General features: G+C 55.4%; 21 protein-coding genes and 4 pseudogenes. 19 read left to right on the top strand and 6 right to left on the bottom strand.

Annotated elements, in window-relative coordinates:
* The first annotated feature begins 35 nt into the window (after positions 1-35).
* Together RGW60_RS13460 and RGW60_RS13455 are read left to right on the top strand one after the other, a co-directional pair.
* Complete coding sequence (locus RGW60_RS13460) at positions 36-851, top strand: alpha/beta hydrolase (protein ID WP_322205063.1); 816 nt, start codon at positions 36-38, stop codon at positions 849-851.
* On the top strand, positions 844-2,019 hold the full coding sequence (locus tag RGW60_RS13455) for a PAS domain-containing sensor histidine kinase (RefSeq protein ID WP_322205062.1): 1,176 nt from the start codon (positions 844-846) through the stop codon (positions 2,017-2,019). The genes RGW60_RS13460 and RGW60_RS13455 overlap by 8 nt, the downstream gene beginning before the upstream one ends.
* Before the next feature lie 19 nt (positions 2,020-2,038).
* On the opposite strand, the gene RGW60_RS13450 is transcribed toward RGW60_RS13455, so the two are convergent.
* Complete coding sequence (locus RGW60_RS13450) at positions 2,039-2,656, bottom strand: LysE family translocator (RefSeq protein WP_322205061.1); 618 nt, start codon at positions 2,654-2,656, stop codon at positions 2,039-2,041.
* A gap of 53 nt (positions 2,657-2,709) precedes the next feature.
* Complete coding sequence (locus RGW60_RS13445; protein ID WP_322205060.1) at positions 2,710-3,546, bottom strand: AraC family transcriptional regulator; 837 nt, start codon at positions 3,544-3,546, stop codon at positions 2,710-2,712.
* A gap of 375 nt (positions 3,547-3,921) precedes the next feature.
* Here RGW60_RS13445 and RGW60_RS13440 point away from each other — a divergent pair, with 375 nt between their 5' ends.
* Complete coding sequence (locus RGW60_RS13440) at positions 3,922-4,257, top strand: hypothetical protein (protein WP_407074052.1); 336 nt, start codon at positions 3,922-3,924, stop codon at positions 4,255-4,257.
* A gap of 9 nt (positions 4,258-4,266) precedes the next feature.
* Positions 4,267-5,448 carry a PQQ-dependent sugar dehydrogenase gene (locus tag RGW60_RS13435; RefSeq protein WP_322205059.1) on the top strand — a complete coding sequence of 394 codons (1,182 nt, stop codon included), beginning with the start codon at positions 4,267-4,269 and terminating at the stop codon, positions 5,446-5,448.
* A 130-nt stretch (positions 5,449-5,578) separates the two neighbouring features.
* On the opposite strand, the gene RGW60_RS13430 is transcribed toward RGW60_RS13435, so the two are convergent.
* Positions 5,579-6,223: a LysE family translocator gene (locus RGW60_RS13430; RefSeq protein ID WP_322205058.1), complete on the bottom strand. Its 645-nt coding sequence runs from the start codon at positions 6,221-6,223 to the stop codon at positions 5,579-5,581.
* An 89-nt stretch (positions 6,224-6,312) separates the two neighbouring features.
* On the opposite strand from RGW60_RS13430, the gene RGW60_RS13425 reads away from it, so the two are divergent.
* The 8 genes and pseudogenes from RGW60_RS13425 to RGW60_RS13390 all read left to right on the top strand — a co-directional run bounded on the left by RGW60_RS13425 (position 6,313) and on the right by RGW60_RS13390 (position 15,303).
* On the top strand, positions 6,313-7,212 hold the full coding sequence (locus RGW60_RS13425) for an NAD(P)-dependent oxidoreductase (RefSeq protein WP_322206915.1): 900 nt from the start codon (positions 6,313-6,315) through the stop codon (positions 7,210-7,212).
* 377 nt (positions 7,213-7,589) lie between these two features.
* A complete protein-coding gene (locus RGW60_RS13420) occupies positions 7,590-8,906 on the top strand; it encodes an MFS transporter (protein WP_322205057.1) in 1,317 nt (438 codons plus the stop codon).
* Positions 8,907-9,407: 501 nt separating this feature from the next.
* Positions 9,408-9,679 (top strand): annotated as a pseudogene (locus RGW60_RS13415) (LuxR C-terminal-related transcriptional regulator).
* A 105-nt stretch (positions 9,680-9,784) separates the two neighbouring features.
* The gene (locus RGW60_RS13410) at positions 9,785-10,504 is read left to right on the top strand and encodes an ABC transporter ATP-binding protein (protein WP_322205055.1); all 720 of its coding nucleotides are present in this window, start codon (positions 9,785-9,787) and stop codon (positions 10,502-10,504) included.
* A complete protein-coding gene (locus RGW60_RS13405) occupies positions 10,497-11,705 on the top strand; it encodes an ABC transporter permease (protein ID WP_322205054.1) in 1,209 nt (402 codons plus the stop codon). The genes RGW60_RS13410 and RGW60_RS13405 overlap by 8 nt, the downstream gene beginning before the upstream one ends.
* 50 nt (positions 11,706-11,755) lie before the next feature.
* On the top strand, positions 11,756-12,463 hold the full coding sequence (locus RGW60_RS13400) for a hypothetical protein (RefSeq protein ID WP_322205053.1): 708 nt from the start codon (positions 11,756-11,758) through the stop codon (positions 12,461-12,463).
* Between the two features lie 199 nt (positions 12,464-12,662).
* Positions 12,663-14,042, top strand: coding sequence for a TolC family protein (locus RGW60_RS13395; RefSeq protein ID WP_322205052.1), 1,380 nt, complete (start codon positions 12,663-12,665; stop codon positions 14,040-14,042).
* Positions 14,035-15,303: an efflux RND transporter periplasmic adaptor subunit gene (locus RGW60_RS13390; RefSeq protein ID WP_322205051.1), complete on the top strand. Its 1,269-nt coding sequence runs from the start codon at positions 14,035-14,037 to the stop codon at positions 15,301-15,303. Before RGW60_RS13395 ends, RGW60_RS13390 begins: the two co-directional genes overlap by 8 nt.
* Positions 15,304-15,361: 58 nt before the next feature.
* Here RGW60_RS13390 and RGW60_RS13385 read toward each other — a convergent pair.
* Both RGW60_RS13385 and RGW60_RS13380 read right to left on the bottom strand, forming a co-directional pair.
* Positions 15,362-15,988, bottom strand: a pseudogene (locus RGW60_RS13385) (GGDEF domain-containing protein); the annotation flags it as partial.
* Entirely contained in the window at positions 15,942-17,180 is a 1,239-nt protein-coding gene (locus tag RGW60_RS13380; RefSeq protein WP_322205050.1) for an MFS transporter, read from the bottom strand. The pseudogene RGW60_RS13385 and the gene RGW60_RS13380, both read right to left, overlap by 47 nt.
* Before the next feature lie 112 nt (positions 17,181-17,292).
* Here RGW60_RS13380 and RGW60_RS13375 point away from each other — a divergent pair, with 112 nt between their 5' ends.
* The 3 genes and pseudogenes from RGW60_RS13375 to RGW60_RS23825 form a co-directional block, all read left to right on the top strand.
* The gene (locus RGW60_RS13375) at positions 17,293-18,201 is read left to right on the top strand and encodes a LysR family transcriptional regulator (RefSeq protein ID WP_322205049.1); all 909 of its coding nucleotides are present in this window, start codon (positions 17,293-17,295) and stop codon (positions 18,199-18,201) included.
* A 239-nt stretch (positions 18,202-18,440) separates the two neighbouring features.
* Positions 18,441-19,262, top strand: a pseudogene (locus RGW60_RS23830) (cache domain-containing protein); the annotation flags it as partial.
* Between the two features lie 351 nt (positions 19,263-19,613).
* A pseudogene (locus RGW60_RS23825) lies at positions 19,614-20,120 on the top strand (methyl-accepting chemotaxis protein); the annotation flags it as partial.
* Positions 20,121-20,201: 81 nt separating this feature from the next.
* Here the strand turns inward: RGW60_RS23825 and RGW60_RS13365 are convergent.
* The gene (locus tag RGW60_RS13365; RefSeq protein ID WP_322205047.1) at positions 20,202-21,116 is read right to left on the bottom strand and encodes a restriction endonuclease; all 915 of its coding nucleotides are present in this window, start codon (positions 21,114-21,116) and stop codon (positions 20,202-20,204) included.
* Positions 21,117-21,442: 326 nt separating this feature from the next.
* Between RGW60_RS13365 and RGW60_RS13360 the strand changes: the two genes are divergently transcribed.
* From RGW60_RS13360 to RGW60_RS13345, 4 genes are all read left to right on the top strand, one after another.
* Positions 21,443-22,036 (top strand): TerD family protein, encoded by a 594-nt coding sequence (locus RGW60_RS13360; protein WP_322205046.1) that lies wholly within the window; start codon positions 21,443-21,445, stop codon positions 22,034-22,036.
* Positions 22,037-22,165: 129 nt separating this feature from the next.
* The gene (locus RGW60_RS13355) at positions 22,166-23,221 is read left to right on the top strand and encodes a TerC/Alx family metal homeostasis membrane protein (protein WP_322205045.1); all 1,056 of its coding nucleotides are present in this window, start codon (positions 22,166-22,168) and stop codon (positions 23,219-23,221) included.
* 3 nt (positions 23,222-23,224) lie between these two features.
* Entirely contained in the window at positions 23,225-23,800 is a 576-nt protein-coding gene (locus RGW60_RS13350; protein WP_322205044.1) for a TerD family protein, read from the top strand.
* A gap of 33 nt (positions 23,801-23,833) precedes the next feature.
* Entirely contained in the window at positions 23,834-24,412 is a 579-nt protein-coding gene (locus RGW60_RS13345; RefSeq protein WP_322205043.1) for a TerD family protein, read from the top strand.
* The last annotated feature ends 155 nt before the right edge of the window (positions 24,413-24,567 follow it).

Genomic DNA, 24,567 nt, shown 5'->3' with positions numbered 1-24,567 from the left:
CAGGGTCGAGTGAGAGTGGTTTTCTGGAGGTGGGGATGTCGGTACAACAGCGCAATAACGTACAGGTCTCCGGGGAAGGCTCAGTGACACTGGTTTTTGCCCACGGTTTTGGCTGTGACCAGCACATGTGGCGTTTTATGGCACCGATTTTTGCAGCTAGATTCAAGGTTGTGCTGTTCGATCTGGTGGGCAGCGGCTCGTCGCAACTGGAGGCGTATTGGCAAGATAAATACAGCTCGTTGGACGGCTATGCGAGTGACCTGCTGGAGATCATTGATGAACTGGGTGTCGGCCCCGTAATTTATATAGGGCATTCGGTGAGTGCGATGATTGGGGTTCTGGCCGACCTGCGGGCACCGGGGCTCTTTGTCGGGCATGTGATGGTCGGCCCGTCGCCTTGCTATATCAACGATGGCGATTACACCGGTGGTTTTACTCGCTCGGACATCGACTCGTTGCTCGACACCCTGGAAAGCAATTACCTTGGTTGGTCTAGCACCATGGCCCCAGCCATTATGGGCGCGCCCGAGCAACCTGAGTTGGGCGTGGAGCTAACTAATAGCTTCTGCCGAACCGATCCGGAAATTGCCAAACAATTTGCCCGTGTGACCTTTACCTCGGACAACCGTAAAGACGTTGCTCTACTCACCACCCGGACGCTGATTATTCAATGTAGCGATGATTTTATTGCGCCGCTTTTAGTCGGTGAGTACCTGCAACATACTCTACCCAATAGCACTTTACGGGTGATCGAGAATGTCGGTCATTGCCCGCATTTAAGTGCTCCCAGCGCTTGCATTGATGCTATGAACGAATTCCTGATGCCTTTCGAAGCTCGTGCCCATGTCTGATGGGCTTGGGCCACTGCCGGACAGCGATTCGTTGTGGGAAACCGCGGCATGCGGGTTGCTGCTCACGACAACGGCGGGTGTAATTGTTCGGGTGAACTCAACGTTCTGCAGTTGGGTGGGTTTCGATCGAGACGAAGTGCTCGGGCGGCGCTTTCAAGAGCTGCTGAGCATGGGCGGCCGGATTTTCCACCAAACCCATTGGGCGCCTCTGTTGCAAATGCAGGGTTCGGTGGCCGAGGTCAAACTTGATTTGGTCCATAAAAACGGCCACTCGATCCCCACCATGCTCAACGCATTGCGCCGAGAGCATCCCGAAGGGCTCTTTCATGAGCTAGCGATATTTGTTGCCGAAGACCGCAATCGATATGAGCGTGAATTGCTCGCCGCACGCAGGCTTGCCGAAGAGCGGCTACTGCAACAGCTTGAGGCGCAGCAGGCGCTTTCTTTGGCACAAAATCGTCTACGTCTGGCGCATGCGGACGCTGAGATTCGTGCGACGTTTGCCGAACAGATGGTGGGCATCGTCAGCCACGATCTGCGTAATCCGCTAACCGCGATAAAGATGGCTGCCGGCTTGCTGGCCTGCAATGAGGAAGATGAAAAGCGCACTCGCATTTTGGGCCATGTCACCCAATCTGCAGACCGTGCGCACCGTCTGATCGAGGACTTGCTGGACTTTACCCAAGCTCGGGTTGGGCGGGGAATTGTAGTCAAACCCCAGGTCATCGATGTGCATGCCGTGGTTGCCAACTGCGTGGAGGAATTAGCGATGACCTTTTCCGGCCGCACCTTGAGCCATCAGCATGTCGGCTCAGGGCAGTGTGTCGCTGATGGTGATCGCCTGTATCAAGCCATCGGCAACTTGGTGGCTAACGCCATGACCTATGGCGACCCTGATGGGACCGTTGCGATCACCTCTACGTCGGAAGCGGAACGGGTAACGATTACCGTGCACAATCGAGGTACGCCAATTCCAGCGCGATTGCTCGGCAATTTGTTCGAACCGATGATTCGCGGCGTTAAAGGTGGCGACGACATGCGTAGCGTGGGCCTCGGGCTGTTCATTGTTCGCGAGATCGCTCGCGCCCATCAGGGGGATGTTCGCGTGGTGTCCTCACCAGATGTGGGCACCACCTTTACGATTAGCCTTCCGCAATCCCCCGTCTAACGCGCCGAGTTGCGGCCACTCACACCCACAGCGTCAACCAGGTTGAGGCCAGCAACAACAGGGCCATGGTCTGGTTGAAGCGCTGCATAGCGCGTGCGGATGTGCAAAACCTCGCGGCGCGGGCGCCCAAGTACGCCCAAGCGCTCATGCAGGGAATGGAAATCAGGAAAAACGCCAACGACAGGTAGAGCACCCGCGTCGTCCGATCAGCCTCGGTACCGGCAAATACGCTGACCACCGCCAGTGCCATCATCCAAGTCTTGGGGTTGACCAACTGCAGGCTGGCGCCGCCGAACATTCCCAGGCTTGGGCCTTTTGGTTGGCTGGCGTTGGCAGCGTCCCGGGACTCAACGATGACCGCTGAGCTGCTGAAAATCTGCCATGCCAAATACGTTAACCAAGCGATGCCAATCCAAGACATGGCGGTCTGCACGCCGTGGTAACGCACCAACACATCACCTAACCCCATGCCCACAATCATCACGATCATTGCCGCGCCAGTGCAGGCGCCAAATACAATGGGTAGTACCGCTAGCATGCCGTAGCGTGAACTGTTGGTCAGCACCAGAATATTGGTAGGGCCGGGGGTAATGGATGCAACGAAGGCAAACAGCATAAAGGGTAAAAAAGGGCTCATGATGGGGCTCGGAAATGTTTGATCGTGGAGCAATCATTACCTTCCTAAAAGCCTCAGTCTGGAAGATTTGAGCAACGTTTACGGTAGTCGGCCGGAGTCATGCGGTAGACCCGCTGAAACCAGCGACCAAGGTGACTTTGATCCGCAAATCCCAAGGCTGCGGCAACCTCGGCCGGTGCTTGTCCGGCTGCCAACAGGCGCCGAGCTTTGGCTAGACGCAGCTGGATCAGGTAGGCGTGAGGCGCTAATCCGAACGCTGCCTTAAACGCGCGGGTGAGGCGAAAGCGGTCTACTCCGGCCACGCGAGCCAAGTCGTCGAGGCCGACGTCTTGGTTCATATGGCTGTGCAGGTAATCCCGGGCTTTGTGGGCTACTAGTGGTAGGCGCGGATCGAGGGACAATTGCGTGCGCCAGCGCAAATGGTGCGTGAGACTCGCGAGCAGGGTATCGAGCCCCGCCTGGCGCACGATGCGTATTTCTTGGCCGTGTAAGGCTTGGAATGCATTGGCGGTGGCAAGAGCCAGACGCGGATCGTCCGCTAACGTGGCGGCGAAGCTTAGCTGGGTGTGTTCAGGCGTGTCATCGAACAGCGAGCGCAGTTCACGGTCGAGCCATTGCGGGTCAAGGTATAAGGTTCGGTAGGTGAAACCTTCCGGTGCAGGGGCATCGCCGTCGTGAACTTCCCCCGGCTCCAGCAAAAAAACTCGCCCCGGCGTACTCAGATGCCGTTGCCGTCGGCAGTTGAATTGCTGGACGCCTTGTTCGGTAACACCGACCAGATAACTGTCATGCCAATGGGGATCGTAGGCGTGGCCCTCGAAGTGAGCGCGAATAGTCTCGATTCCGGACTCCGCGTCCTGCTTCAAATCGATCCAGTTACGCGGTGTCATGGGTGCCATCTCTCCTGTTTTGGGTCGGGCCCAACTCACACAATCCGAACTGTTTTTACTCGTCGTTTGGACGTACCTGCAACAACCTACCGCGTAGCCGAATAGCGTGTCTGGAACAATTGTGCACTTACCGACAAAGAGTGCCTTAACAACGGCACACGTGTTTCAAATTAATAGAGGCGGTGGCGAGAGTTCGTCACCAACGGGGCAAAAATTAACACGGGGTGGTCGTGAAGCAATGCGCTGCGGTGCAGGCGGGACTAGGCTGGGTTTGCCTTCCAGGCTCATTCTCAACGTTGATGGCTTAGCGCCGCAACTTAGCGCGACAATTGTTATCAAACCTCTGTCGTTACCATTTCGAACAGAAGGTAGGTGATGGAGAGTTTCAAGCGGTGTATTGCAAGGTTTGCGCTCAGCGCGGTGTTAGGAATGGGCATGGTCGGTTTAGCTCAGGCTGGCGCAAATACCCCAGCCGGTGGGGCCAACCGCAACAGCACGTTCAACAATAATCCGTACAACAGCCCCATTCGCCGCGCCAACCCTAATAGTCGACAGGGCACTACGTCGAGTATTCCGTCGAATCGCATCAGCCCGCAGACTAACCCTCGGCCGCCAACCCTTGAAAATGGCGGCATCGGCAACGGCGCTCAATCTCGCCAGCTACCTTCCGGGGCGCCTTCGAGCCCCCCAAGCAGAGACCTGAATAGATAGGAATCGCTCATGTTGCGTATTGTTCTTCCGACTGTTTTTTCATTGCGTAAAACCCTGTTCGCCACCGTCTGTGCCAGCACGTTGCTAGGGTTAACACTCACCGCTTCGGCTGGGCCGATTCAAACGTTTGACAGCGAGTTAGGTACGGTCACTGTTGATCAAATAGCCAAGGGCCTAGACCATCCGTGGGCGCTTGCATTCTTGCCAAACCGCCAAGGGATCTTGGTCACCGAACGCCCAGGCAATCTGCGAATCGTGTCAGTTGACGGCAAGCTTTCGCCCCCGCTGTCTGGCGTGCCCAAAGTCTGGGCTCAAGGTCAGGGCGGATTGCTTGATGTGGTGGTGTCCCCGGACTTCATCAATGACCGACTGGTTTATTTGTCGTACGCCGAAGGCGGTGGCGAAGGGGGAACAGCTGGTACTGCGGTGGGCCGTGGTCGACTCTCTCAGGACATGACGTCGCTTGAGAATTTCAAGGTGATCTTTCGTCAGGAGCCGAAGTTATCCACAGGCAATCATTTCGGCTCTCGGATGGTCTTCGACCGTGACGGCTACCTGTTCGTTACCTTGGGTGAAAATAACAACCGCCCAACGGCTCAGGACTTGGACAAGCTGCAAGGCAAGGTCGTAAGGATTTTTCCGGATGGTCGAGTGCCGGACGATAATCCGTTCGTAGGCCAAGCCGGTGTTCGGCCTGAAATTTGGTCCTACGGCCACCGCAATCCACAGGGCGCGGCACTGAACCCATGGACCGGTACCCTCTGGACCCACGAGCACGGGCCTAAAGGTGGGGATGAAGTCAATGTAATCGAGGCCGGGAAAAACTACGGATGGCCTATCGCAACCGACGGCGTGGATTACTCCGGTTTACCCATCTCGCAGGCCAAGGGTAAAACAGCAGAGGGTACGGTTGCGCCCAGGCACGTTTGGGAGAAATCCCCAGCTATCAGCGGCATGGCATTCTATGATTCGGATCATTTCAAGCCTTGGGATCACAACCTGTTTATCGGCGCATTAGCGGCGCGTGAACTGATACGCCTGCAATTCGTTGGCGACAGGATCGTTCATGAAGAGCGATTGTTAGGCGAATTAAAAGCGCGGATCCGCGACGTGAGGATGAGCCCGGATGGGTACTTGTATGTGCTGACGGACGAGCAGAATGGGGAACTGTTGAAGGTTGGATTGGATTAACCAGTGAGTTGGCTGTACAGACACTTTAATCGGCAAACCAACTCCTATAATCCTGCGGGGGTAGGCTTGCCTGCGAAGGCATTTTTTTCCGACAGCCAAACTGATCTCTTTCGCTTAACTCATGCTTAATTTATCGGGTTGAGAAACGTGACAGCAAACCGGGCACCGAATGCGCCAGCGCATTTATTGCGAAGCCAATGAACATCACGCCGCAAACGCGGGTAATTACTAGTTCATGGCGCACATACACGGCTCGCACATGCCGCGCACCGACGATGGCCACGACTATGGCGTACGCTGCAATTCCCCCTACAAAACTGAGCAGAATCATCCCCGGAAGCATCGACCAGTCCAGCAGTTCGGCCCGGCTGGAAATCAACGCAGTAAAGGTCGCCACCGCGACGGGATACGCTTTGGGGTTGGTCAGGCCAAAGGTTACGCCATGCCAGAACGGCTGACGCGCCACGGCTTGAGGCTGATGGTTTTGACTGCGTTTGGCACGAAGGGCACGAAGGCCGAGCCAGAACAGGTACATGCCGCTCAGTATCCCAAGCACGTCGAACGCGGTACTGCCGATAACCTTGGCGCCGACAATCGCAACCAAAGCGGTGCTGCACCAGACCACATCGCCCAGCAAGTGCCCGCTGAGAAAGGCCGCTCCGGCGCGTCGTCCTTGCGCGGCGCCAATGCCGAACACCGCCAATACTCCTGGACCGGGTGTGATGCCGTATATGAAGCCGGAGGCAAGAACAGCTAGCAGCAGGGAAGGGGTCATTCCGATATTCCTTGAAAAGTCGCCAGGGAGTTTAATCTACGCGCCAGTGTCCAACCCTCGTCGCATTTTTTTAGTCGCACTAGAACTTTATTCTTCAACCGGAGAGCAGACACATGAAAATTGGATTTGTCGGACTCGGCAACATGGGCCAAGCCATGGCCAGCAATCTGTTGAAAGGCGGTCACGAACTATGGGTTTGGAACCGCTCACCCGCGCCGGTACAAAAGTTGGTTGAGCTTGGGGCCAAAGCGGCGAGTCAGCCGCGACAGGCGTTTGAGGTAGACATCGTGTTCAGCATGCTCGCAGACGACCAGGCCGTACGCGAGGTATTGCTGGATTCCGGCCTGCTAAAAAGCCTCAAGGCGCCGTTGATTCACGTCAATATGGCCACCATTGCCGTGGCGTTTGCCGAAGAGCTGGCGACTTTGCACCAGGCCCAAGGTGTGGCCTATATCGCCGCGCCGGTGATGGGTCGTCCAGATGTAGCTGCCAGCGCCAACCTGAATATTTTGGCGGCGGGCCCCGCGTCGGCCATTGAGCAAGTACAACCGCTGCTCGCCCTGATCGGTCGCAAAACCTGGGCGCTTGGCGAAAAAGCCGCCAGCGCGAATGTGATGAAACTCGCGGTCAATTTCATGCTGGCCTCGGCCATCGAGTCCATGGGTGAAGCGGCGGTGTTGGTGGGCGCATACGGGATTGAGTCGGCAAAGCTGATCGAGCTGATTTCCAGCAGCATTTTTCCCGGCCCGGTCTATCAAGGCTACGGCGCGTTGATCGCTGAACGTCGCTATGAACCCGCCGCCTTTAAAGCGTCGCTGGGCCTCAAGGATGTCGGGCTGGCATTGGCGGCGGCAGAGCGGGTTTCAGTTGCACTGCCCATGGCCGAGTTGGTCCACGAAAGCCTGCTGGATGCTCAGGCCCACGACGAAGGCCACATGGACCTCGCCGTGTTGGGGCAGGTTGCCGAGCGTCGCGCTAAACGCAATTGATCACGGGCCCAAGGCGTGCCGCCTATCAGGTGCGCCTCACTGGGCTAAAACGAAGTCGCAGACTTTCCTCGGCCATTGCTGACCTCGAAGACACACCCGATGGGAAAACCCGATCATGCCGACCCAGCCACAGTCGTCGCTGTCACGACTGTGCAATAAAGATAAAAAGGCCGATAACGGCGGCTCAGAGGGTCGATGGGTAGCGGCGCAATCGCAGGCAGTCCACTTAGGCACTAATCAGAGAACTTCCCTCGAAGCCAAGGGTTTAGCCGCTGCTTGCTTTGCGGGCATTGTGCTTTTGGTATGCTGGGCGTCTGCGTCCGGGTGCCCATGCCAATGCCTGTGACAGTTTCAAGTACCCCTGTTTCGGATTTTTCATGACAGCTATTGAGCAACCTCGCACCCAGTCGCTGTCCAGGGCTGACTACAAAACCCTGGGCTTGGCGGCGCTCGGCGGCGCGTTGGAAATCTATGACTTCATCATTTTTGTCTTCTTCGCGCTGACTCTGAGTCAGTTGTTTTTCCCTCCGCAAATGCCGCAATGGCTGCGTCTGCTGCAAAGTTTCGGGATATTTGTCACCGGTTATCTGGCGCGGCCATTGGGCGGTATCCTGATGGCGCACTTCGCGGACCGCCTGGGTCGCAAGCGAATATTCAGCTTGAGCATTCTGTTGATGGCACTGCCGTGCCTATTGATTGGGCTCATGCCGACCTATGCGCAGATTGGCTATTGGGCGCCGCTAATCTTGCTGGCGTTTCGTATCTTGCAGGGAGCAGCCGTGGGTGGCGAAGTACCTAGCGCTTGGGTATTTGTTGCTGAACACGCGCCAACTGGCCACCGTGGTTATGCGCTGGGTGTCTTGCAAGCAGGTCTGACCTTCGGCTACTTACTGGGTGCGCTGGTCGCGACCTGGTTGGCGCGGGCTTACAGTCAAGCCGAGATTCTCGATTTCGCCTGGCGCATTCCATTTTTGCTGGGCGGCATATTTGGGGTAGTCGGTGTTTGGTTGCGTCGTTGGCTAAGCGAGACCCCGGTGTTCATGGCTTTACAGGCTCAGCGAGAAGCGCTGGGAGAATTTCCCCTGCGCGCCGTACTTCGCGAGCACCGTCAAGCGCTGTTGCCAGCGGTGTTGCTGACCTGCGTACTGACCTCGGCGGTTGTGGTGTTAGTGGTGATTACGCCCACTGTAATGCAGCAACGCTTTGGCATGAGTGCCAGCCACACCTTTGCGCTAAGTGCTGTGGGCATCGTGTTTCTCAACATCGGTTGTGTGCTAGCTGGTCTGCTGGTAGATCGCTTGGGCGCATGGTGCAGCGTTATCGTCTATAGCCTGTTGCTGCCCTTCGGCATCGGCGTTTTGTACACCAGCCTGGTCGGTAACTGGCTGCCTGTAGGTCTGGCGTATGCAATTGCCGGTTTAGCCTGCGGCATAGTGGGCGTTGTGCCATCCGTGATGGTTGGGTTGTTCCCGGCGCACATTCGCGTCTCCGGTATTTCCTTCACTTACAACATCGCTTATGCGTTGTGGGCCAGCACCACACCGTTGATGTTGATTGCATTGATGCCGTGGAGCCCTTGGGTGTGCGTTGGCTATAGCGCGGTCATGGGCGCAGTTGGTTTAGCGACCGCTGGCTTCTTTGGCCTGCGTCGGGCACTGGAGGTTGATGATGCGGCAGCCGGTTCACCTCGCTGATCGACGGCCTAATCCAAGGCCTATGCTTGTCGCCCGGACAGGGTGCTAGTCATAGACAGCGTGCAAGTCTTTTTTTAGACACGTTACGGCGTGAACGGGATGCCGCGTTATTTGTAACAGATGATTGTAATTCTCATTCGCGAAGTTTATTGTGCCGCCTGTCTATACAACTAGTGGTTAAAGGCTGCTTATCGGTGCCGCTGCAAAAAGTCATCATCAACGTGGGTGCCATGTAGGTGCTCTTTCTTAATGCTTACAGAGCGAAGATATTTTATTGTAGGAAGTTTCTTCAGCAAAAGGTGTCCGGCTCTGACCATAAGCCTGTTGTCGCGTAAGAACAGTTTCAAGTATTCGGTCGCGATGATCTGCCGGTGAATAATTATTATTTCTCGCCTAAATAAAATGAGGTGGTTGCCGATTTACTGTTTGAGCGGCAAAAGTGTGGCATGTAAGAGAATTCCTACACGGAAGTAGGACATCGATCATATTAAGGATGGAGCTATGCGATTAACACGCCGAGAGCGCGAAGTGCTGGCACTGTTGTTGTGCGGAAAAACAAACAAACAAATCGCTGAAACCCTCAGTATTAGTGACTACACGGCCCGGGATCATGTGTCTTCGCTGTTAAAAAAGAATGGAGCAAAAACCCGCGCTGCACTCATGGCCCAATATATGAGCAAACAAAAGTCGCGCTGATTGTAATACCCCCTACATCTGTAGGATTGTGCCTAAAGTCGCGTTGCTCCTATTATCAGGGACAGTCATGTATTTAGTGCCTTGGAAGGTTAAGTTTTGATGGGTGACAGCCGGCGGTAAACTCAGTATCCATAGTTAATTTTTAGCGAGCGGGTAGGCTTGGGTTGGTGAATTCGCACAGTATGTTAATACAAAAAGCCGTTCCAAAGGAGACGCCAGAGTTGCTCTCGTTATTCGGCGTAAGTCACTGTTATCGACGAGCTCAGGAAGTTGTTACAGTACTCAATAACGTTAATCTCGTCATAAAGCGTGGACATACGTGTGCGCTGGTCGGGGCATCGGGATCGGGTAAAAGTACACTCTTGAATATCTTGGGATTACTCGAACAACCTACTTGCGGAGCGTTGACCTTCACAGGGTTGTGCGTTCAAAGCGCGGATGCTGACCGTCTGGCTTACCTGCGAAATCGCGAGATAGGGTTTGTGTTCCAGGCCTTCAATTTGCTACCCCGGCTCAGCGTCATCGATAACGTTGCGTTGCCGCTGAGCTATCGCGGTCTGCCGCGTCGTGAAGCCCGGTTATTGGCGCGGGAACAATTGGCCTTGGTCGGTCTTGCCGACCGAGTGGACTGTAAACCCGCTGATTTGTCCGGGGGTCAGCGTCAGCGGGTTGCGATTGCCCGTGCTTTGGTGGGCCGTCCAGCTTTAGTGTTGGCCGATGAGCCCACCGGCAATTTGGACAGCCAAACCGCGAAAGACATCATGGCGTTGCTGCTGGGGCTCAATCGCGAGCATGGGGTGACGCTGGTTATGGTGACCCACGACATTGAACTGGCCAAACCATTTGATCGAAGAATTCAAGTGATCGACGGCGAGCTGCACGAGGATGGTGCCCATGGTTAATCTTGAAGCGCATTCCTCGACCTCATGGCGACAGGCCTTCGCTGAGTGCATCGACAGTCTGCGCTCCCTTGGGCGACGGTCGTTACTCGCCCTGCTGGGCATCGTAGTGGGTAGCGCCTCGGTTATCGCATTGCTTAACATCGGCCGCAATGCTGCCGAAGACGCCTTGCGCACGTTCAACGACATGGGCACCGACACGCTGGTCGTCAGCTTTCCATTTTCCGCGCAAAAGAAGCCCTTGCTTGCGCCAACCCTGGATACCCAGCGGATTCGTCAGGACGTGCTAGGCATTTCCCAAGTTGCACCGATCATTCAACATTCAGTGCGTATTAAGCGAGACGCGGCGCATTTGGATGCGAGTCTGGTGGGGACCACTGCTGGGCTGGCCGAGATCCTGGGTTTGGAATTGCAGGTTGGGCGTTTCATTTCAGCCTTCGATCAGCGCAGCACCTTTGTCGTGGTCGGGGCGCGGGTTGCTGAAGATTTACGTGCCCAGGGCCAACCGTTGCAGCTGGGAGACGCGCTGCAAATAGACCATTACCTTTATCAAGTCATCGGTATCGCCCGCAGCCAAACGGCTAACCCGCTGATGCCCATCCTTGCGGATGAGTCCATTTTCATTCCCATTGAAGGTATGCAGCGTCTCAGGCCATCGGCCGAGATCGGCAACCTCGTGGCCAAGGTCAAGCCTGACATCGATTTAGACACTACGGCCCAGGCGCTAAAGGCCCTTTTGAGCGCGCAGCTCGGCGGTCGCCAGGTGGACGTGCAAGTTGCACAACAACTGCTGGAGGGACTTCGGCGTCAGGCCGAGACCTTCGCCTGGCTACTGGCGGGGCTTGGAAGTATCTCGTTGTTGGTGGGCGGGGTCGGGGTGATGAACGTGATGCTGATGAACGTCTCCGAGCGGCGACGCGAGATTGGAGTGCGCATGGCCTTGGGGGCTCGCCCGCGTGATATCCGCACGTTGTTCCTGCTTGAAGCCACCACGCTGTCTATCGCCGGGGCAATCCTCGGCGCGGTGCTGGGCGTGGCGGCGGCTTATGTTTTTACGCTGTTTTCCGGTTGGCCATTCAGCCTTTCATTGTTGTCTTTGCCACTAGGCATGGGCAGCTCTCTATGCACAGGTTTGTTTTTTGGACTGTACCCCGCGATTTCAGCGTCTCGGTTATCACCGGTTGTAGCGCTGCGGGATGAATAATCGAAACACAAGACCTGGAAGTCTTTGTTAATAAAAAGTGGAGTAATCACGTGACTGTTTCAATGTTCGATACCGATGTATGCGTTGCCGCCCATCCGCAGATTCATCCCTGCACTGCCGAAGTAAGGGAGGCGTTAGATTGTTCGGAGTTAGCTGCACGACAAGCACTGCTTTCAAAAAAACAACGGCTCAAATTACACACTGATCTTGTCGGTCCCGCAGGCCTGTTCGCGGCATTCTCGACCCAAGTGGCCGAGCAGGGACGCCAAGCCCCCTATATTCAGGCATTGCCCGAGCCTGACCCCGCAACGCCTCGGACCCAGACGGATCAAGCGGTTGAATTTGCGCTGGCCAGGCATCATCGCAGGGCCTACGCGGAAAACCCGTTCACGGACCTATCTAGGCAGGCGTTGTGTTGCCTGGTCTATGACGACTCAGGTCGCTCTAACCTTGCTGAGCGTTACGCGGCTAATGAGGCGCTTCGGTCCCTGGACAGTCTCTATTTCATCAAATTGATCGCAACCACTTATCACACCGTTGAAAGGCGATTGGTATTTCGGGGTTTGCTCGAACACTTTGACGCATTGATGCCCATAGAACAGAGCATTTATCAGGATGGGTATCGCGACGTTCAGCAGAGCTATCTAGACCGAGAAGAAAAGCTTTACGGTCCATTGAAACTGAGTAAGCCGCTGAGCGTGATCTTCACCGAGCAAACGCCGGAAAGCCTGTTGGCAAGTCTGGGAGCGCGCAAATGAAAACCTGCAAATGACTGGAAGATTCCCTTTCATAAATTCGCATGGGCAGAGGCGGCGTGAGCGGTGCAAGACTAATGGCGCTTTGGGGTGCAAACGTTGGTGGATTGTTGCTGCCCTTGTGCATGTCGTTTCACTGGCGGCTTTATTGACTCCCAATAGCGTGAGCGGGTCAACCCAGGTTCACGCTGCGCAACCAAGTATGGCATTCGTCAGCGCGGCATCAGTGTCCACGTTATCGGTTGACCTTACTCTGGCAGACGCTGTTTACCTGGGTTTACGCGATAACCGCAGCATTCGTAGCGCGTATCTACAGCGTGTGGTTCAAAAATTCGACCTGCGGGTGGTACAAGACGCTTTCAGACCGCAAGCGGAGATCATCAGCAAATACGTGACGAACCGTGGGCATGAGGATCGTCATCGCGATTACAGCCTGACGCCCTCAGCGAAGTTGCTCAATGAGTGGGGAACTCAGTTCAGTCTGTCGTGGACTCAGCATTTCAATCAGGCCAACCAACATGGACGGAAACGGGATAACGGCCTGGCATTCGAAGTGGTTCAACCGCTGCTAAAGGGGGCGGGGCGCGAGATCGTCACCGCGCCTGTTCGCTTGGCGCGCTTGAGCGAGCAGCACAATCAGCTCCTTTTGAAAGCGACGGTTTCCCAAACTGTCACCCAGATCGTCTCGGCTTACCGAGAGTTATTGAAGGCCCAGGAACAGCAGCGAATTGCCCAGACTGCTTTGACCCGTTCTCGACAATTGCTGGAGGTTAACAAGGCCCTGATTGCGTCCGGGCGAATGGCCGAATTTGAAAGTGTGCAAACCGAGGCGGATCTGGCCAGCCAAGAGTTGGGTGTTGAAGAGACCGCGAATCAACTGGATCAAAGTCGGTTGGCTTTGCTGGAATTATTGGCCTTGGACCAAGGCACTCGGCTAAGAGCCAGTGAAGTGCTCAAGGTCGAACGCCTGGAGATGGACCGACAGCAGGCACTGCGCGTGGCGCAGGCCCAGCAACCGAAGTACTTGCAACTAATGATTGCCGGCGAGCAGGCCGAAATTAACCTGCGCGTCGCCCAGAACTCACGGTTGTGGGACGTTTCGCTAATCGGCGGTGCGAGCCAGTCAAGTAATCGACCAGGTACCAAGCAACGCTATGTTGACAGGGCGTGGCGCAGCTACGCGGGTATTCAGTTGAGCATGCCCATCGGCGATCTGACCGCCCGCCAGCGAGCGGTGACCGCGCAGGTTGCGGTGGAGAGTCACGCCATTGAGCGGGCCAAGGCTCGGCAAGTGCTGGAGCAGAGCGTCAGCAACGGAATACGCGACATGAGCACGCGATGGCGGCAATACGAAATCGCCCAGCGGGTTCGACAACTCTCGCAACGCAAGCTGGACATTGAGCGCGACAAGCTGCAACTCGGCCGTTCCAGCAACTTTCAGGTGCTCAGTTTCGAGGCGGACTTGCGCCGGGCTGATAACGCCACGCTCAACGCCCAAATTGCTTACCTCAACGCCCAAACCCAGCTCGATGAAAGCCTGGGCATGACGTTGCACAGCTGGGAGATAGCCCTGAATGACTGATCGACCCGTTAACCGCTATCGGTCGTTAAAAACCGCAGGGCTTGTTGGCAGCATGCTAATAAGTGCCCTAGGCCTGTTTGCGTACATAAGTGCGCAACCCGCGACCGCAAACACAGGACATTGGCTACCCGTTGCAACAGCGCCTTTGGTACAAAGGATTGGTATGGTCGGGCGCATAGCGCCGGGGTCGCTGCTGACACTTTCCGCACCGTTCGACGGCACCGTGGCAGAGAAAAATGTCGTCGAGGGGCAGCGTGTCGAGCGTGGTCAGGTGCTACTGCGCCTCGACACCACGCTGTTGCAAATCCAATTGCGAGACGCACTGGCAGAGCAGCTCAAAGCCCGGCGAGCGGTACAGGATTTGCAGCATTGGGCTCACGGTCAGGACATGGCGCGAGCGCGAAGGGCTGTGAGTACCAGCCAACTGAGCCTGGATGACACCGAACGCAAACTCAAAGAAACCCGCGTGCTGCTGGATCGCGGAATTGTGCCGCGCATGGAAGTCGACGCCCTGACCCAGCAGGCGCAGACGCAGCGCCTGGACCTGAAGGCGGCCCACGCCGAGCTAAAGGATGTGAGCGCAAAGGCCCTCGGTGAGAATCGCCAGATCGCCGATATGCAACTGGCCAATGCGTCAGCAAAATATCAAGCGTTGTTGGCATTGGAAGCACAACGGGACGTCAGCGCGCCCTTCGCCGGAATCATTGTTCGTGTGCCTGGCAACGATGCTGAAACCAACGCCCGCCCCGTGCAACAAGGCGCCCGCGTGAGTCCGGGTCAGCCGCTGTTCGCACTGGCCAACCTGGAACGGTTGCAAGTGGTGGCCAAGGTCGATGAGGGCGATATTAACCAACTGCGCGAAGGCCAGCCGGTGGACATCGTCGGAGACGGCTTTGCAGGCATCCTTCTCAACGGCACGATTACCTCGGTTGGGTCACAAGTGTTGCAGTCCGAGCTGCAAGGTAGTGGAGCCTCTTACGAACTCGCCGTTGCCTTGCCTCCCCTGAACGCGCCGCAGCAACAACGCATCCGTTTGGGCATGAGCGCCCGATTGTCGATCATCACCTACCAAAACCCCAGCGCTATCGTCGTCCCCCCAGACGCCCTCAGCGAAGACAACGGCCAGCACTTCGTCAACTACCGACGCACTCCCGAGAAACAAACTCGACGGGTTGATGTGTCCATAGGCCAGGCAACTTCAGACGGCGTGGAAGTGTTCGGGTTATTCCCCGGTTTTATCCGAACAGATAGTCACTATTGAGTGTGTCAATCCGAGCTCGATATATGAGGAATGATGCACCCGTCCCGGGAATGCGGCATCAACCTATTTCAGTGCCGAGGGCACACGTAAATACAATCGATTCAACCGGCGCGAGGTTGATCTTGTTGCGCCCGGTACTTTTTGCGGCGTACAGGGCTTTGTCAGCTTCGTTAAGCCATGCGCCGGCATCACTGAAGTGAGGCTTATAGGCGGCGATGCCGATACTCAAGCTCATGGTCAGGCTGGGGGTGAGTGGGTCATGGTGGTGGTTGACGGTTTGGCGCAAGCGTTCAAGGATTTCCGTGGCTTGGATGAGAGATGTGTCGGGCAAAAGGATGCAGAACTCGTCGCCGCCATAACGTCCGGCGAGGTCAGTGTCGCGCAGGTTTTTAACCAGTTCGGTACTGAGTTGTTTGAGTACGTTGTCGCCGACAATATGGCCGTGGGTATCATTAATTGTTTTGAAATGGTCGATATCAATCAGCGCAATAGTAGTCGAGCGGTTCATTGCCTGGCAGGTGCCGTACTCAAGCTGCAACAGATCTTTCCAAGTGCCATGGTTGAGCAGGCCGGTGAGGCTGTCGGTGCGACTTAGTATGCCCAACTGGTTTTTATGCTCGGATAACTTAACCGCCAATTTATAACCTGCTAGCCCCACGAACAAAGGGTAAATCAACAGGAGTGGGTTCGCTGAGTCGCGACGTGACCCAGACCATGATCAGCGCTAACACCGCGACAGCCGTCGCGACATAACCGATCGTGCCCAGCCCCCATTGCTCTATGGTGAGACCGCCGATGATCGAACCAAGCCCGATACCTGCATTCGCCGCTGAGACATTCAGCGTACCTGCCAGTGCCTGAGCCTGCGGCGCCGCTTTCATAACGCGAATCTGGCAAATAGGAAACAGCGCGGTATGGGCTATACCCCACACCAGCAACACCACACCCAGAAAAGGTAACGAACCTGCTGCCGGAACGGTTGCGCTCATGCCCAAACCCAATAACAGCGCAAACACCAAGGTCGAGCCTAGCGGACTGCGATCCACGAAATGTCCTCCCAGCCAATTCCCGATCAACCCGACCGCGCCGAAGCCCATCAGCCACCAGCCCACTTGCGCAGAAGCGACACCGGCGACGCGTTCCAAGGTGTCGGCCAGGTACGTGTAGGCCGTGAACATTGAAGTGAACAACAGAATCGACAGCAGCAGATGGGCAATGAACGTTGGGTCGGCCAGAATCTTGACTTGTTCCGCGAGCCGAACTTTTTGCGTCGATGCCGTTTTAGGCATGTACGCCCACAACAACAGCGCCATCACCAGTGAAAGGATGGCCAAGCCCCAGAACGCTCCACGCCAGCCTACCGCTTCGGAAAACAGGGTGCCCAATGGAATGCCAAATAACATGGCGGCTGAAATACCCAGGTAGATGCGTGATACCGCGCGCCCAGCGTGCTCTGGGCCGGCCAACATCCCAGCGGTTTCACTGGCCGTGCCCCAAAACACTGGAAGCGCTAACGCCGGAATGAACCGCGCCAATGCCAGCACCCAAATATTGCTTGAAAGCGCAGCCAATGCGCTGGAGGCAGCAAATATCAACAAGATGGCTACAAACATGCGTTTGCGGTCAAGATGCGACAGCATCGCGGTTAGGGGTGGCCCGCACAGCATCACCGTGAACGCAAAAAGGGTGACCAGCAGCCCCGCCGTGGAGATGGAAATTTGCAGGTCGCGGGCCAGACCGGGCAACAAACCGATGATTAAAAATTCGGTGGTCACAATGACGAATCCGGCCAGCGCCAGGATAAGGATCGCCAAACCGCTGCCCTCGCTCGCGGCGTTCAAGGCAGTGGGCGAAACGGTCGAATCCAAAGAAGACATGTCACACACCCGGTTTATTAAGAGCTGAAAGCCTATTGAAGAATCAAATTCTTATCGCTGGTCATTTTTCCGTACACTGTTGAATTCAGTTCACTAATAGCCCTCCCTCACCATGTCCACGACTGAACGACTCAAAGGCATCGCCATGTTCGTCGCGGTTGCCAACGCAGGCAGTTTTACGGGGGCCGCCGAACGTTTGAACCTCAGCAACTCGGCCGTTAGCAAAGGAATCGCTCGGTTAGAAGAGCGGCTTGGCACGCGCCTGTTTGAACGCACCACTCGTAGTTTGGCGCTGACAGAAGCGGGAACGACTTACTACAGCGTGTGCACGCGAGTCCTTGGAGATCTTGAAGACGCCGAAACCGAGCTGGCCGCCCAGCGTGCCGAACCTTCTGGCAACTTACGTATAGACCTGCCGACTTCTTACGGGCGGCTCCATGTAATGCCGCTGATTTTGGCCTTCGTCGAGCACTACCCTAACCTGCGAGCGTACATCTCGTTTACGGATCGCTTTGTCGATTTGCTTGAAGAGCGCATTGACCTGTCGGTGCGCCTCGGGGGTCCAGATGCTTGGCCCGGAGCGCTGAACCATCGGGGTTTGGGAACCGAGCGGGTCATTTTTTGTGCATCTCCTGCTTATATTGCGCAACGTGGCCGTCCGCGGAGTATTGAGGATTTGGCCGAGCATGCTTGCGTCTTATATGGCAAAGCAGACGGCAGTAGCAGTCCTTGGTTTTTTGCTGACGGCGCCGGCAAAACGCTGTCTCGGCCCATCGCTGGCCGGATTGTTGTAGGAAATGCGGAAGCGTTGGTCTCGGCGGTGATGGCGGGCAGCGGAATCGCACAATTCGCGACCTGGCTGATAAAAGAACAGTTGCACAACGGCGAGCTGGTGGAGATTCTCCCCGACTTCGCGACGCAAGGGTTGACCCTGTATTTGGCTTGGCCGCGCAGCCGCGAAACGTTGCCCAAAGTCCACGGGCTGGTCGAGCAACTTTCGGCGGTGTTATCCATTAACTAGCTACCCCGTTTCCCGTCGAGTCGCGGCCTTGGGTCCCTCCAACAATTTTATGCTCGATTTATCATTCTTAAGATGATGGCTGGTTGACTTATCTACCCGGTCTTTTATGATTGGAACCATTATTCACCTCCTGTCTAATTCCCTATTTATTAGAACCGTATCGGACGTATTTACGTTCATAAAAAACGGGGACAATCCTTCTTATAAAATACTATCTCCTGACTGAGGCGAACCCCCTCGTGGCGCTTAATTTACGCAGTAAAGTTATCCTTCTTGCGATCATTCCGAGCCTGTTACTGGCCGCGGTAATCAGTTGCATCACTTATGTGGTCCTGCAAAAGCTGGCGTCCGAGGAGGTTGAGCAGACGCGCTCGCTGCTGATCGAGGAGCGAAAAGTTTCACTCAAACATTATTTGGAAATCGCCATGGCGGCGATTCAACCGATCTACGACGCATCGCAACCCGGCGATCTTGAGGCGCGAGCCAACGCCGTAAAAGTTCTTCGGACGTTGATTTATGACAAGCAGAGTTACTTCTACGGCTATAACTCGGCAAGTGTTCGAGTGTTTTGGGCCGACAAAGACCTCGATATCGGCAAAAGTTTTATCGACAGTCAGGACGCCAACGGCGTTTATGTTATCCGTGGGTTAGTGGAGGCGGGTAAGTCGGGCACTCATTATTTCCGTTATGACTGGCAGACGCCAGGCAGTGCCAAGCCAGTGCCAAAGCTGGGCTACACCGTTTACCTGGACAAGTGGGATCTGGTTTTTGGCACCCAAGTGAACCTCGACGATATCGCCGTGCAGGTCCAAACCATTGCCAGTGACCGCCATGGCCGGATTGGCTCATACACCGCGTTTATTCTGGTCATTGCCGCGGGATTGCTGCTACTGGTTGCTGTTATTGGCGTGTGGTTAGGCAACAGCATCGTCAAACCGGTCCTCGCGATCAAAAAGAACCTCGATGACATCGCCGCAGGTGATGGTGACCTGACCCGCCGCCTGCCGGTCACCAGCAGCGACGAGCTCGGTGCACTGGCAAACTCGTTTAATCTATTTGTCGAAAAGGTCCATGGCCTCGTGCGCCAGATCGCGGAGATGACAGAGCAACTGACGTCGCTGGTGGGCAATATGTCATCCCAGGCGCAACGCTCAGAGCACGCCATGGATCAGCAGCGCCAGGAAACGGATCAGGTCGCCACGGCCATCCATGAAATGTCGGCCGCCGCTCAGCAGGTCGCCGTCAGCGCACAGGGTGCTTCGCAGGCCGCCAAGAAAACCAGCGAAGTGGGGGCGCAAGCGAAAGACGTCGTGAGTAAAAGTATCCATAGCATCCACTCCTTGATCGGCGATATCGGGCAAAGTAGCTCATCGCTGGACAACCTGCGCAACGACGTGCAGTCGATTGCCAGCGTAGTGGACGTGATTCGATCCATCGCCGAACAGACCAACTTGCTAGCCCTGAACGCTGCTATTGAAGCCGCACGCGCGGGCGACGCCGGTCGAGGGTTCGCCGTCGTTGCCGACGAAGTTCGCGCCCTGGCCAGCCGCACGCAAAAAAGCACTCAAGAAATTCACGAGATGATCAGCTTGCTGCAAAAAGGCACGCTGGACGCCGTGGTTGCCATGGGTCGCTCAAGTGAAACCGGCAAAACCACAGGTGAACTGGCGAACCAGGCCGGGGTGTCGCTGGACGCCATCGGCGCGTTGATCGAGACCATCAATGACATGAACGCCCAGATCGCCAGTGCATCGGAGGAACAGACTGCCGTGGCCGAAGAAGTGAGTCGCAGCATGACTCAGATCGCCCAAGCAGCAGACGTCGTAGCGGGCGATGCACAAAGCGGCGCACAGACTTCAAGGAGCCTGACGGAACTGGGTAGTCGCCTCGGTGGGCTGGTTCGTCAATTCAGAATTTGAGGTCGGGAGTGAGGCTGTCGGTCCTAATCTGCTGCGGCCCCGCTCCAACATTTTTTTGTGATAACCACGCGAACTTTCGCGTCACAATGTCTTAAATATTGGCCGAATGCCGCGGCACTTCGGATAAGCAGAGCATCCCCAAAAATCGCCGCCGACATTGGCCCCACTGCGGGCAACCCTGGTCACCATCTTTTGTTTGCAATGTGGGCATGCGGGTGCATCAGGTGTAACCAGCGCTTTGGATGCCGGAACAGCGTTGGCCGCGCTTGCAACCACCGCTTCACCCGATGGCCCCGGCTGCGCATCTACCACTGCCGACGTTGGTTTTGGTCCAGAACGTTTGCTTGCTGCGATCCATTTATTCAGTTGTTCCCCGTCCACAAGGCGTAGATTTCGTCCCGAAGCGAACTGTTTTGCGGGCCCGGTAAATCGGCCGCTTGTGATCACAAATCCGCCCGTCGCCCCTTCGGCTGCCATCGCTCCATACAGCTCCCTAACCACCGGTACGCCTACCTGCAATGAGCGCCATTGCTTGCACTGCACCAAGTATTTTTCGCCACCTTTGTGCGCAATCAGATCAATACCACCGTCGGGCCCGTTTCCCCCGGTTTCGACCACGCTAAATCCTTGATGCCGAAGCGCTTCACCTACCAATAACTCGAACTGCTGCCAAGTGATAGTGGCCAAGCCGTTGCCACCGGCCATGGTCATCGCCGCCAGTAGATTGCGTCGTTTACGGCGGCCAAAAATCGAGGCCGTTGCACCGCCAAGGAAGATTAGCGGCAGTAAGTATTGGCCGAACATGGCGAACGTTTTAAAAGCCGTATTAAAGACCATCGAATTTAAATTTTTTAAGTCTGAATAAAGAGGCGTAGGTGCGGCCGCGACGGAGTGAAGGTAGCCATAAGAACTCACCGCAACGGCTACGCTGACCCACCATGGAAGCTTACTGGCGATAAAAAATAGATCATTAAAAAGCGAGGATTTTCTGGACATGGTGCTCTGATATTAGAAGTTCGTCGACGACGATACGGGTGCCGGATGAGGGTGTCTATGACCCGCGTCATATGAACCCCGCATATGTATTTTAAAGCTCGCTACAACGGATGGGTTGTTTTCCTACAGAAGTAGCGGAGCGATCTTACGGCCGAAAGAGGACTTGCCCGGCATCGCGATTACCCGTTCGCTGAGAGAGTTACTTCCCTGATTTTCAGACCTGTTTTCCGGGGCTCAAAAGCATGAATATTTGAGCGGTTGCTAGCCGGATATCCGGAGCAAGCCAATGATTCGAACGGGCAGTGATCCATCACAAGGAACGTCGCATGACACTTACTTTGGACAAGAATCAAACCATCTCTCTTGAGAAAGCCGCCGGCAACAACCTCAAGCAAGTCACCCTTGGGCTCGGCTGGGATCCGGCGAAACCAGCCGGGTTTTTTTCAAAACTATTAGGGACGGCCAGCCAGGAAATCGACTTGGACGCGTCCTGCATTGTGCTTGACGAGGACAAAAAACCCATCGATCTGGTTTGGTTCCGCGCGCTTCAATCCAAGGACGGCTCCATCAGGCACTCAGGCGACAATCGCACCGGCGAGGGAGACGGGGATGATGAATCCATCGCCGTGGACCTAGATAAGTTGCCAGCGACCGTAAAGTACCTGGTATTCACCGTGAATTCATTCGCGGGACAGAATTTCGAAAACATCGAAAACGCCACCTGCCGGGTTCTCAACGCCGAAAACGGGCAAGAACTGGCGCGCTTCAATCTCTCTGAGAAAGGTCAGCACACCGGCGTGGTGATGGCCTGCCTGACTCGATCCGCTTCCGGTTGGGACTTCACCACCATCGGGGAGGTCACCAATGGCCGTACTGCCGATGACTTGGTGGGATTGGCCGTCCGAGCGCTGCGCGCATGATCTAGCTCACAGGGGTTCAGCATGTTCGATTGGCCTAAAAAATATGCAATGTCGGACCATTTGTAACGAATCGGGCTTGAGCCCCTCCGATTTCAATCTGTAATTTTCGGCCGTAAGGAATGTAGTTCGATGGAGAGCGTTTCACTTGGATTTCCACCCCTGACGACAGCCGTCTTTGTTGGTCTGGCTGTCTCGGCAATGCTCATTGATATGTTCTCTCACCGAGGCAACAAACCTGTTTCGCTTACACAGGCAGCCGTCTGGTCGGTGTTCTGGGTCTTCATATCACTTGGGTTTGCAGGGTTTCTATACGTCGAACATGGTCCAACAATCGCCAGCCTATTCGTCACCGGTTATGCCTTGGAAAAAGTGCTGAGCGTCGACAATCTGTTTGTGTTCATGGCGATTTTTGCATGGTTCAAAGTACCTGATGGTCTGCGTCACCGGGTTCTCTACTGGGGCATCATCGGCGCTATCATTTTTCGCTTGGTCTTCGTCGCTATCGGTACCGGGCTCCTCGCCTTTGGACCTTGGGTCGAAGTTGCCTTCGCCGTCATCGTCGGTTGGACAGCGGTCATGATGCTCAGAAGCGGTGGTGATGAAGAAGCAGAGCCGGACTATTCGGAACACATGGCTTACCGATTTGCGAAAAAACTGTTCCCGGTATGGCCAAAACTTCACGGCAATAACTTCTTCGTTCGCCGGCATGAACTTGAGCATGAATTACAGAAGCCAGAAAACAAAGGCATGACGCTGGCAGCGAAGGGCACCTTGTTCGCTACGCCATTGTTCCTTTGCTTAGTGGTGGCCGAAATTTCAGACGTCTTGTTTGCCTTCGACTCGGTACCCGCTGTGATCGCTGTCAGCCGCGAACCGCTGATTGTGTATTCCGCAATGCTGTTCGCCATCCTGGGTTTGCGCACCCTGTACTTCGTTCTTGAAGCACTGAAACGGTATTTGGTTCATCTAGAAAAAGCGGTCATTGCCCTGCTGTTTTTCATCGCAGCCAAGCTGGGTCTGAACGCAACTAATCATCTTTTCGACCACGGCTACAACATTGATGCAAACACTAGTTTGCTCGTTGTGATGGTGGTATTGGCTATCGGTCTCTTAGCCAGTGTGCTCTTACCCGGGAAGGCAGAGCAGGTTGAAAAAAAGCCCAAACATCAAAAAGGGAGTAAATGAAAAATGGCTTTGACTCTTCAAAAAGGCGGCAACCTTTCGTTATCAAAAACGGACCCGACTTTGACCAAAATTTTGGTTGGGTTGGGCTGGGATCCGCGGGCTACCAACGGCCAAGAGTTTGATTTAGACGCTAGCGCTCTATTGGTGGGTGCAAACGGTAAAGTCCGTAGCGAGAAAGACTTTGTTTTTTACAATCAACTGAAAAGTGTCGACGGTTCGGTCGAACACACCGGTGATAACCGCACAGGCGAAGGTGCGGGTGACGATGAGTCCCTGACTGTCGATCTTAGTCGCCTTTCAGTAGATATCGACAAGGTCGTGTTCATCGTCACCATTCACGACGCTGAAGACCGTAAGCAAAACTTTGGTCAAGTAAGCGGCTCGTTTATCCGCGTGGTCAATGACGTTTCCAGCACCGAAATTGTTCGTTATGACCTCGCTGAAGATGCATCGGTCGAGACTGCAATGGTCTTCGCCGAACTTTACCGCAACGGCTCGGAATGGAAGTTTCGTGCAGTCGGCCAAGGATTTGCCGGAGGCCTTAAAGCCTTGGCAAATTCTTACGGTATGAACTTCTAACCTACACATTCAATCAGCAAAAAGGATTTAGCGATGGCTGTAAGTCTGAACAAAGGCGGTAACGTTTCCCTGTCCAAAGAAGCCCCTGGGCTTACGGAGATTGTCGTAGGTTTGGGCTGGGATCCGCGGGTTACCGACGGCACCGAGTTCGACCTGGACGCGTCGGTCTTCATCGTTGGCGAAAGTGGAAAAGTCCTCGACGACGCCAGCTTCATTTTCTACAACAACAAAAAAAGCGCAGACGGTTCAGTGGAACATATGGGCGACAACCGCTCCGGTGCGGGCGAAGGCGATGATGAACAAGTCACAGTCAAACTCAGTGGCCTGGCCGCTTCGGTGAAAAAGCTGGTGTTCGCCGTCACCATCCACTCGGCTGATCAGCGTAAACAAAACTTCGGCCAAGTCGCTAACGCGTTCATCCGCGTGGTGAACAAAGCCGACGGCAAAGAACTCGCTCGTTACGACCTTTCAGAAGACGCCTCCAGTGAAACGGCGATGATCTTTGGCGAGCTGTACCGTTCCGGCGAAGAGTTCAAGTTCAAAGCCATTGGACAAGGCTTCACCGGCGGTTTGAAACCGTTGGCAGAGGCACATGGTGTAGCCATAGGCTAAACGCGCCTGTGAGCGCTGCCGAAGGTCGCGATAAAGCAGACGCCCGGTTCCCGGCCGATCGCAGCTTTCGGCGGCTTCCACAGGTTTTATGCCAAACGCAAAACCAGGGCACGAACGTGTTCGCGATTGACTGCGCAGCAGTTGTAAACCCAGAA

This window comes from Pseudomonas sp. AB6 (genome assembly GCF_034314105.1).
In the GTDB taxonomy this organism is placed as follows: Bacteria; Pseudomonadota; Gammaproteobacteria; order Pseudomonadales; family Pseudomonadaceae; genus Aquipseudomonas.
The sequence above is the reverse complement of the archived record's forward strand: the minus strand, read 5'-3'. Positions and strand labels throughout refer to the sequence as shown.

Excerpts from the sequence above, each read along its gene's own strand:
- RGW60_RS13460 (WP_322205063.1), top strand. The coding sequence starts at position 36 with ATGTCGGTACAACAGCGCAATAACGTACAGGTCTCCGGGGAAGGCTCA.
- RGW60_RS13455 (WP_322205062.1), top strand. The coding sequence starts at position 844 with ATGTCTGATGGGCTTGGGCCACTGCCGGACAGCGATTCGTTGTGGGAA.
- RGW60_RS13450 (WP_322205061.1), bottom strand. The coding sequence starts at position 2,656 with ATGAGCCCTTTTTTACCCTTTATGCTGTTTGCCTTCGTTGCATCCATT.
- RGW60_RS13445 (WP_322205060.1), bottom strand. The coding sequence starts at position 3,546 with ATGACACCGCGTAACTGGATCGATTTGAAGCAGGACGCGGAGTCCGGA.
- RGW60_RS13440 (WP_407074052.1), top strand. The coding sequence starts at position 3,922 with ATGGAGAGTTTCAAGCGGTGTATTGCAAGGTTTGCGCTCAGCGCGGTG.
- RGW60_RS13435 (WP_322205059.1), top strand. The coding sequence starts at position 4,267 with ATGTTGCGTATTGTTCTTCCGACTGTTTTTTCATTGCGTAAAACCCTG.
- RGW60_RS13430 (WP_322205058.1), bottom strand. The coding sequence starts at position 6,223 with ATGACCCCTTCCCTGCTGCTAGCTGTTCTTGCCTCCGGCTTCATATAC.
- RGW60_RS13420 (WP_322205057.1), top strand. The coding sequence starts at position 7,590 with ATGACAGCTATTGAGCAACCTCGCACCCAGTCGCTGTCCAGGGCTGAC.
- RGW60_RS13410 (WP_322205055.1), top strand. The coding sequence starts at position 9,785 with ATGTTAATACAAAAAGCCGTTCCAAAGGAGACGCCAGAGTTGCTCTCG.
- RGW60_RS13405 (WP_322205054.1), top strand. The coding sequence starts at position 10,497 with ATGGTTAATCTTGAAGCGCATTCCTCGACCTCATGGCGACAGGCCTTC.
- RGW60_RS13395 (WP_322205052.1), top strand. The coding sequence starts at position 12,663 with ATGGCATTCGTCAGCGCGGCATCAGTGTCCACGTTATCGGTTGACCTT.
- RGW60_RS13390 (WP_322205051.1), top strand. The coding sequence starts at position 14,035 with ATGACTGATCGACCCGTTAACCGCTATCGGTCGTTAAAAACCGCAGGG.
- RGW60_RS13380 (WP_322205050.1), bottom strand. The coding sequence starts at position 17,180 with ATGTCTTCTTTGGATTCGACCGTTTCGCCCACTGCCTTGAACGCCGCG.
- RGW60_RS13375 (WP_322205049.1), top strand. The coding sequence starts at position 17,293 with ATGTCCACGACTGAACGACTCAAAGGCATCGCCATGTTCGTCGCGGTT.
- RGW60_RS13365 (WP_322205047.1), bottom strand. The coding sequence starts at position 21,116 with ATGTCCAGAAAATCCTCGCTTTTTAATGATCTATTTTTTATCGCCAGT.
- RGW60_RS13360 (WP_322205046.1), top strand. The coding sequence starts at position 21,443 with ATGACACTTACTTTGGACAAGAATCAAACCATCTCTCTTGAGAAAGCC.
- RGW60_RS13355 (WP_322205045.1), top strand. The coding sequence starts at position 22,166 with ATGGAGAGCGTTTCACTTGGATTTCCACCCCTGACGACAGCCGTCTTT.
- RGW60_RS13350 (WP_322205044.1), top strand. The coding sequence starts at position 23,225 with ATGGCTTTGACTCTTCAAAAAGGCGGCAACCTTTCGTTATCAAAAACG.
- RGW60_RS13345 (WP_322205043.1), top strand. The coding sequence starts at position 23,834 with ATGGCTGTAAGTCTGAACAAAGGCGGTAACGTTTCCCTGTCCAAAGAA.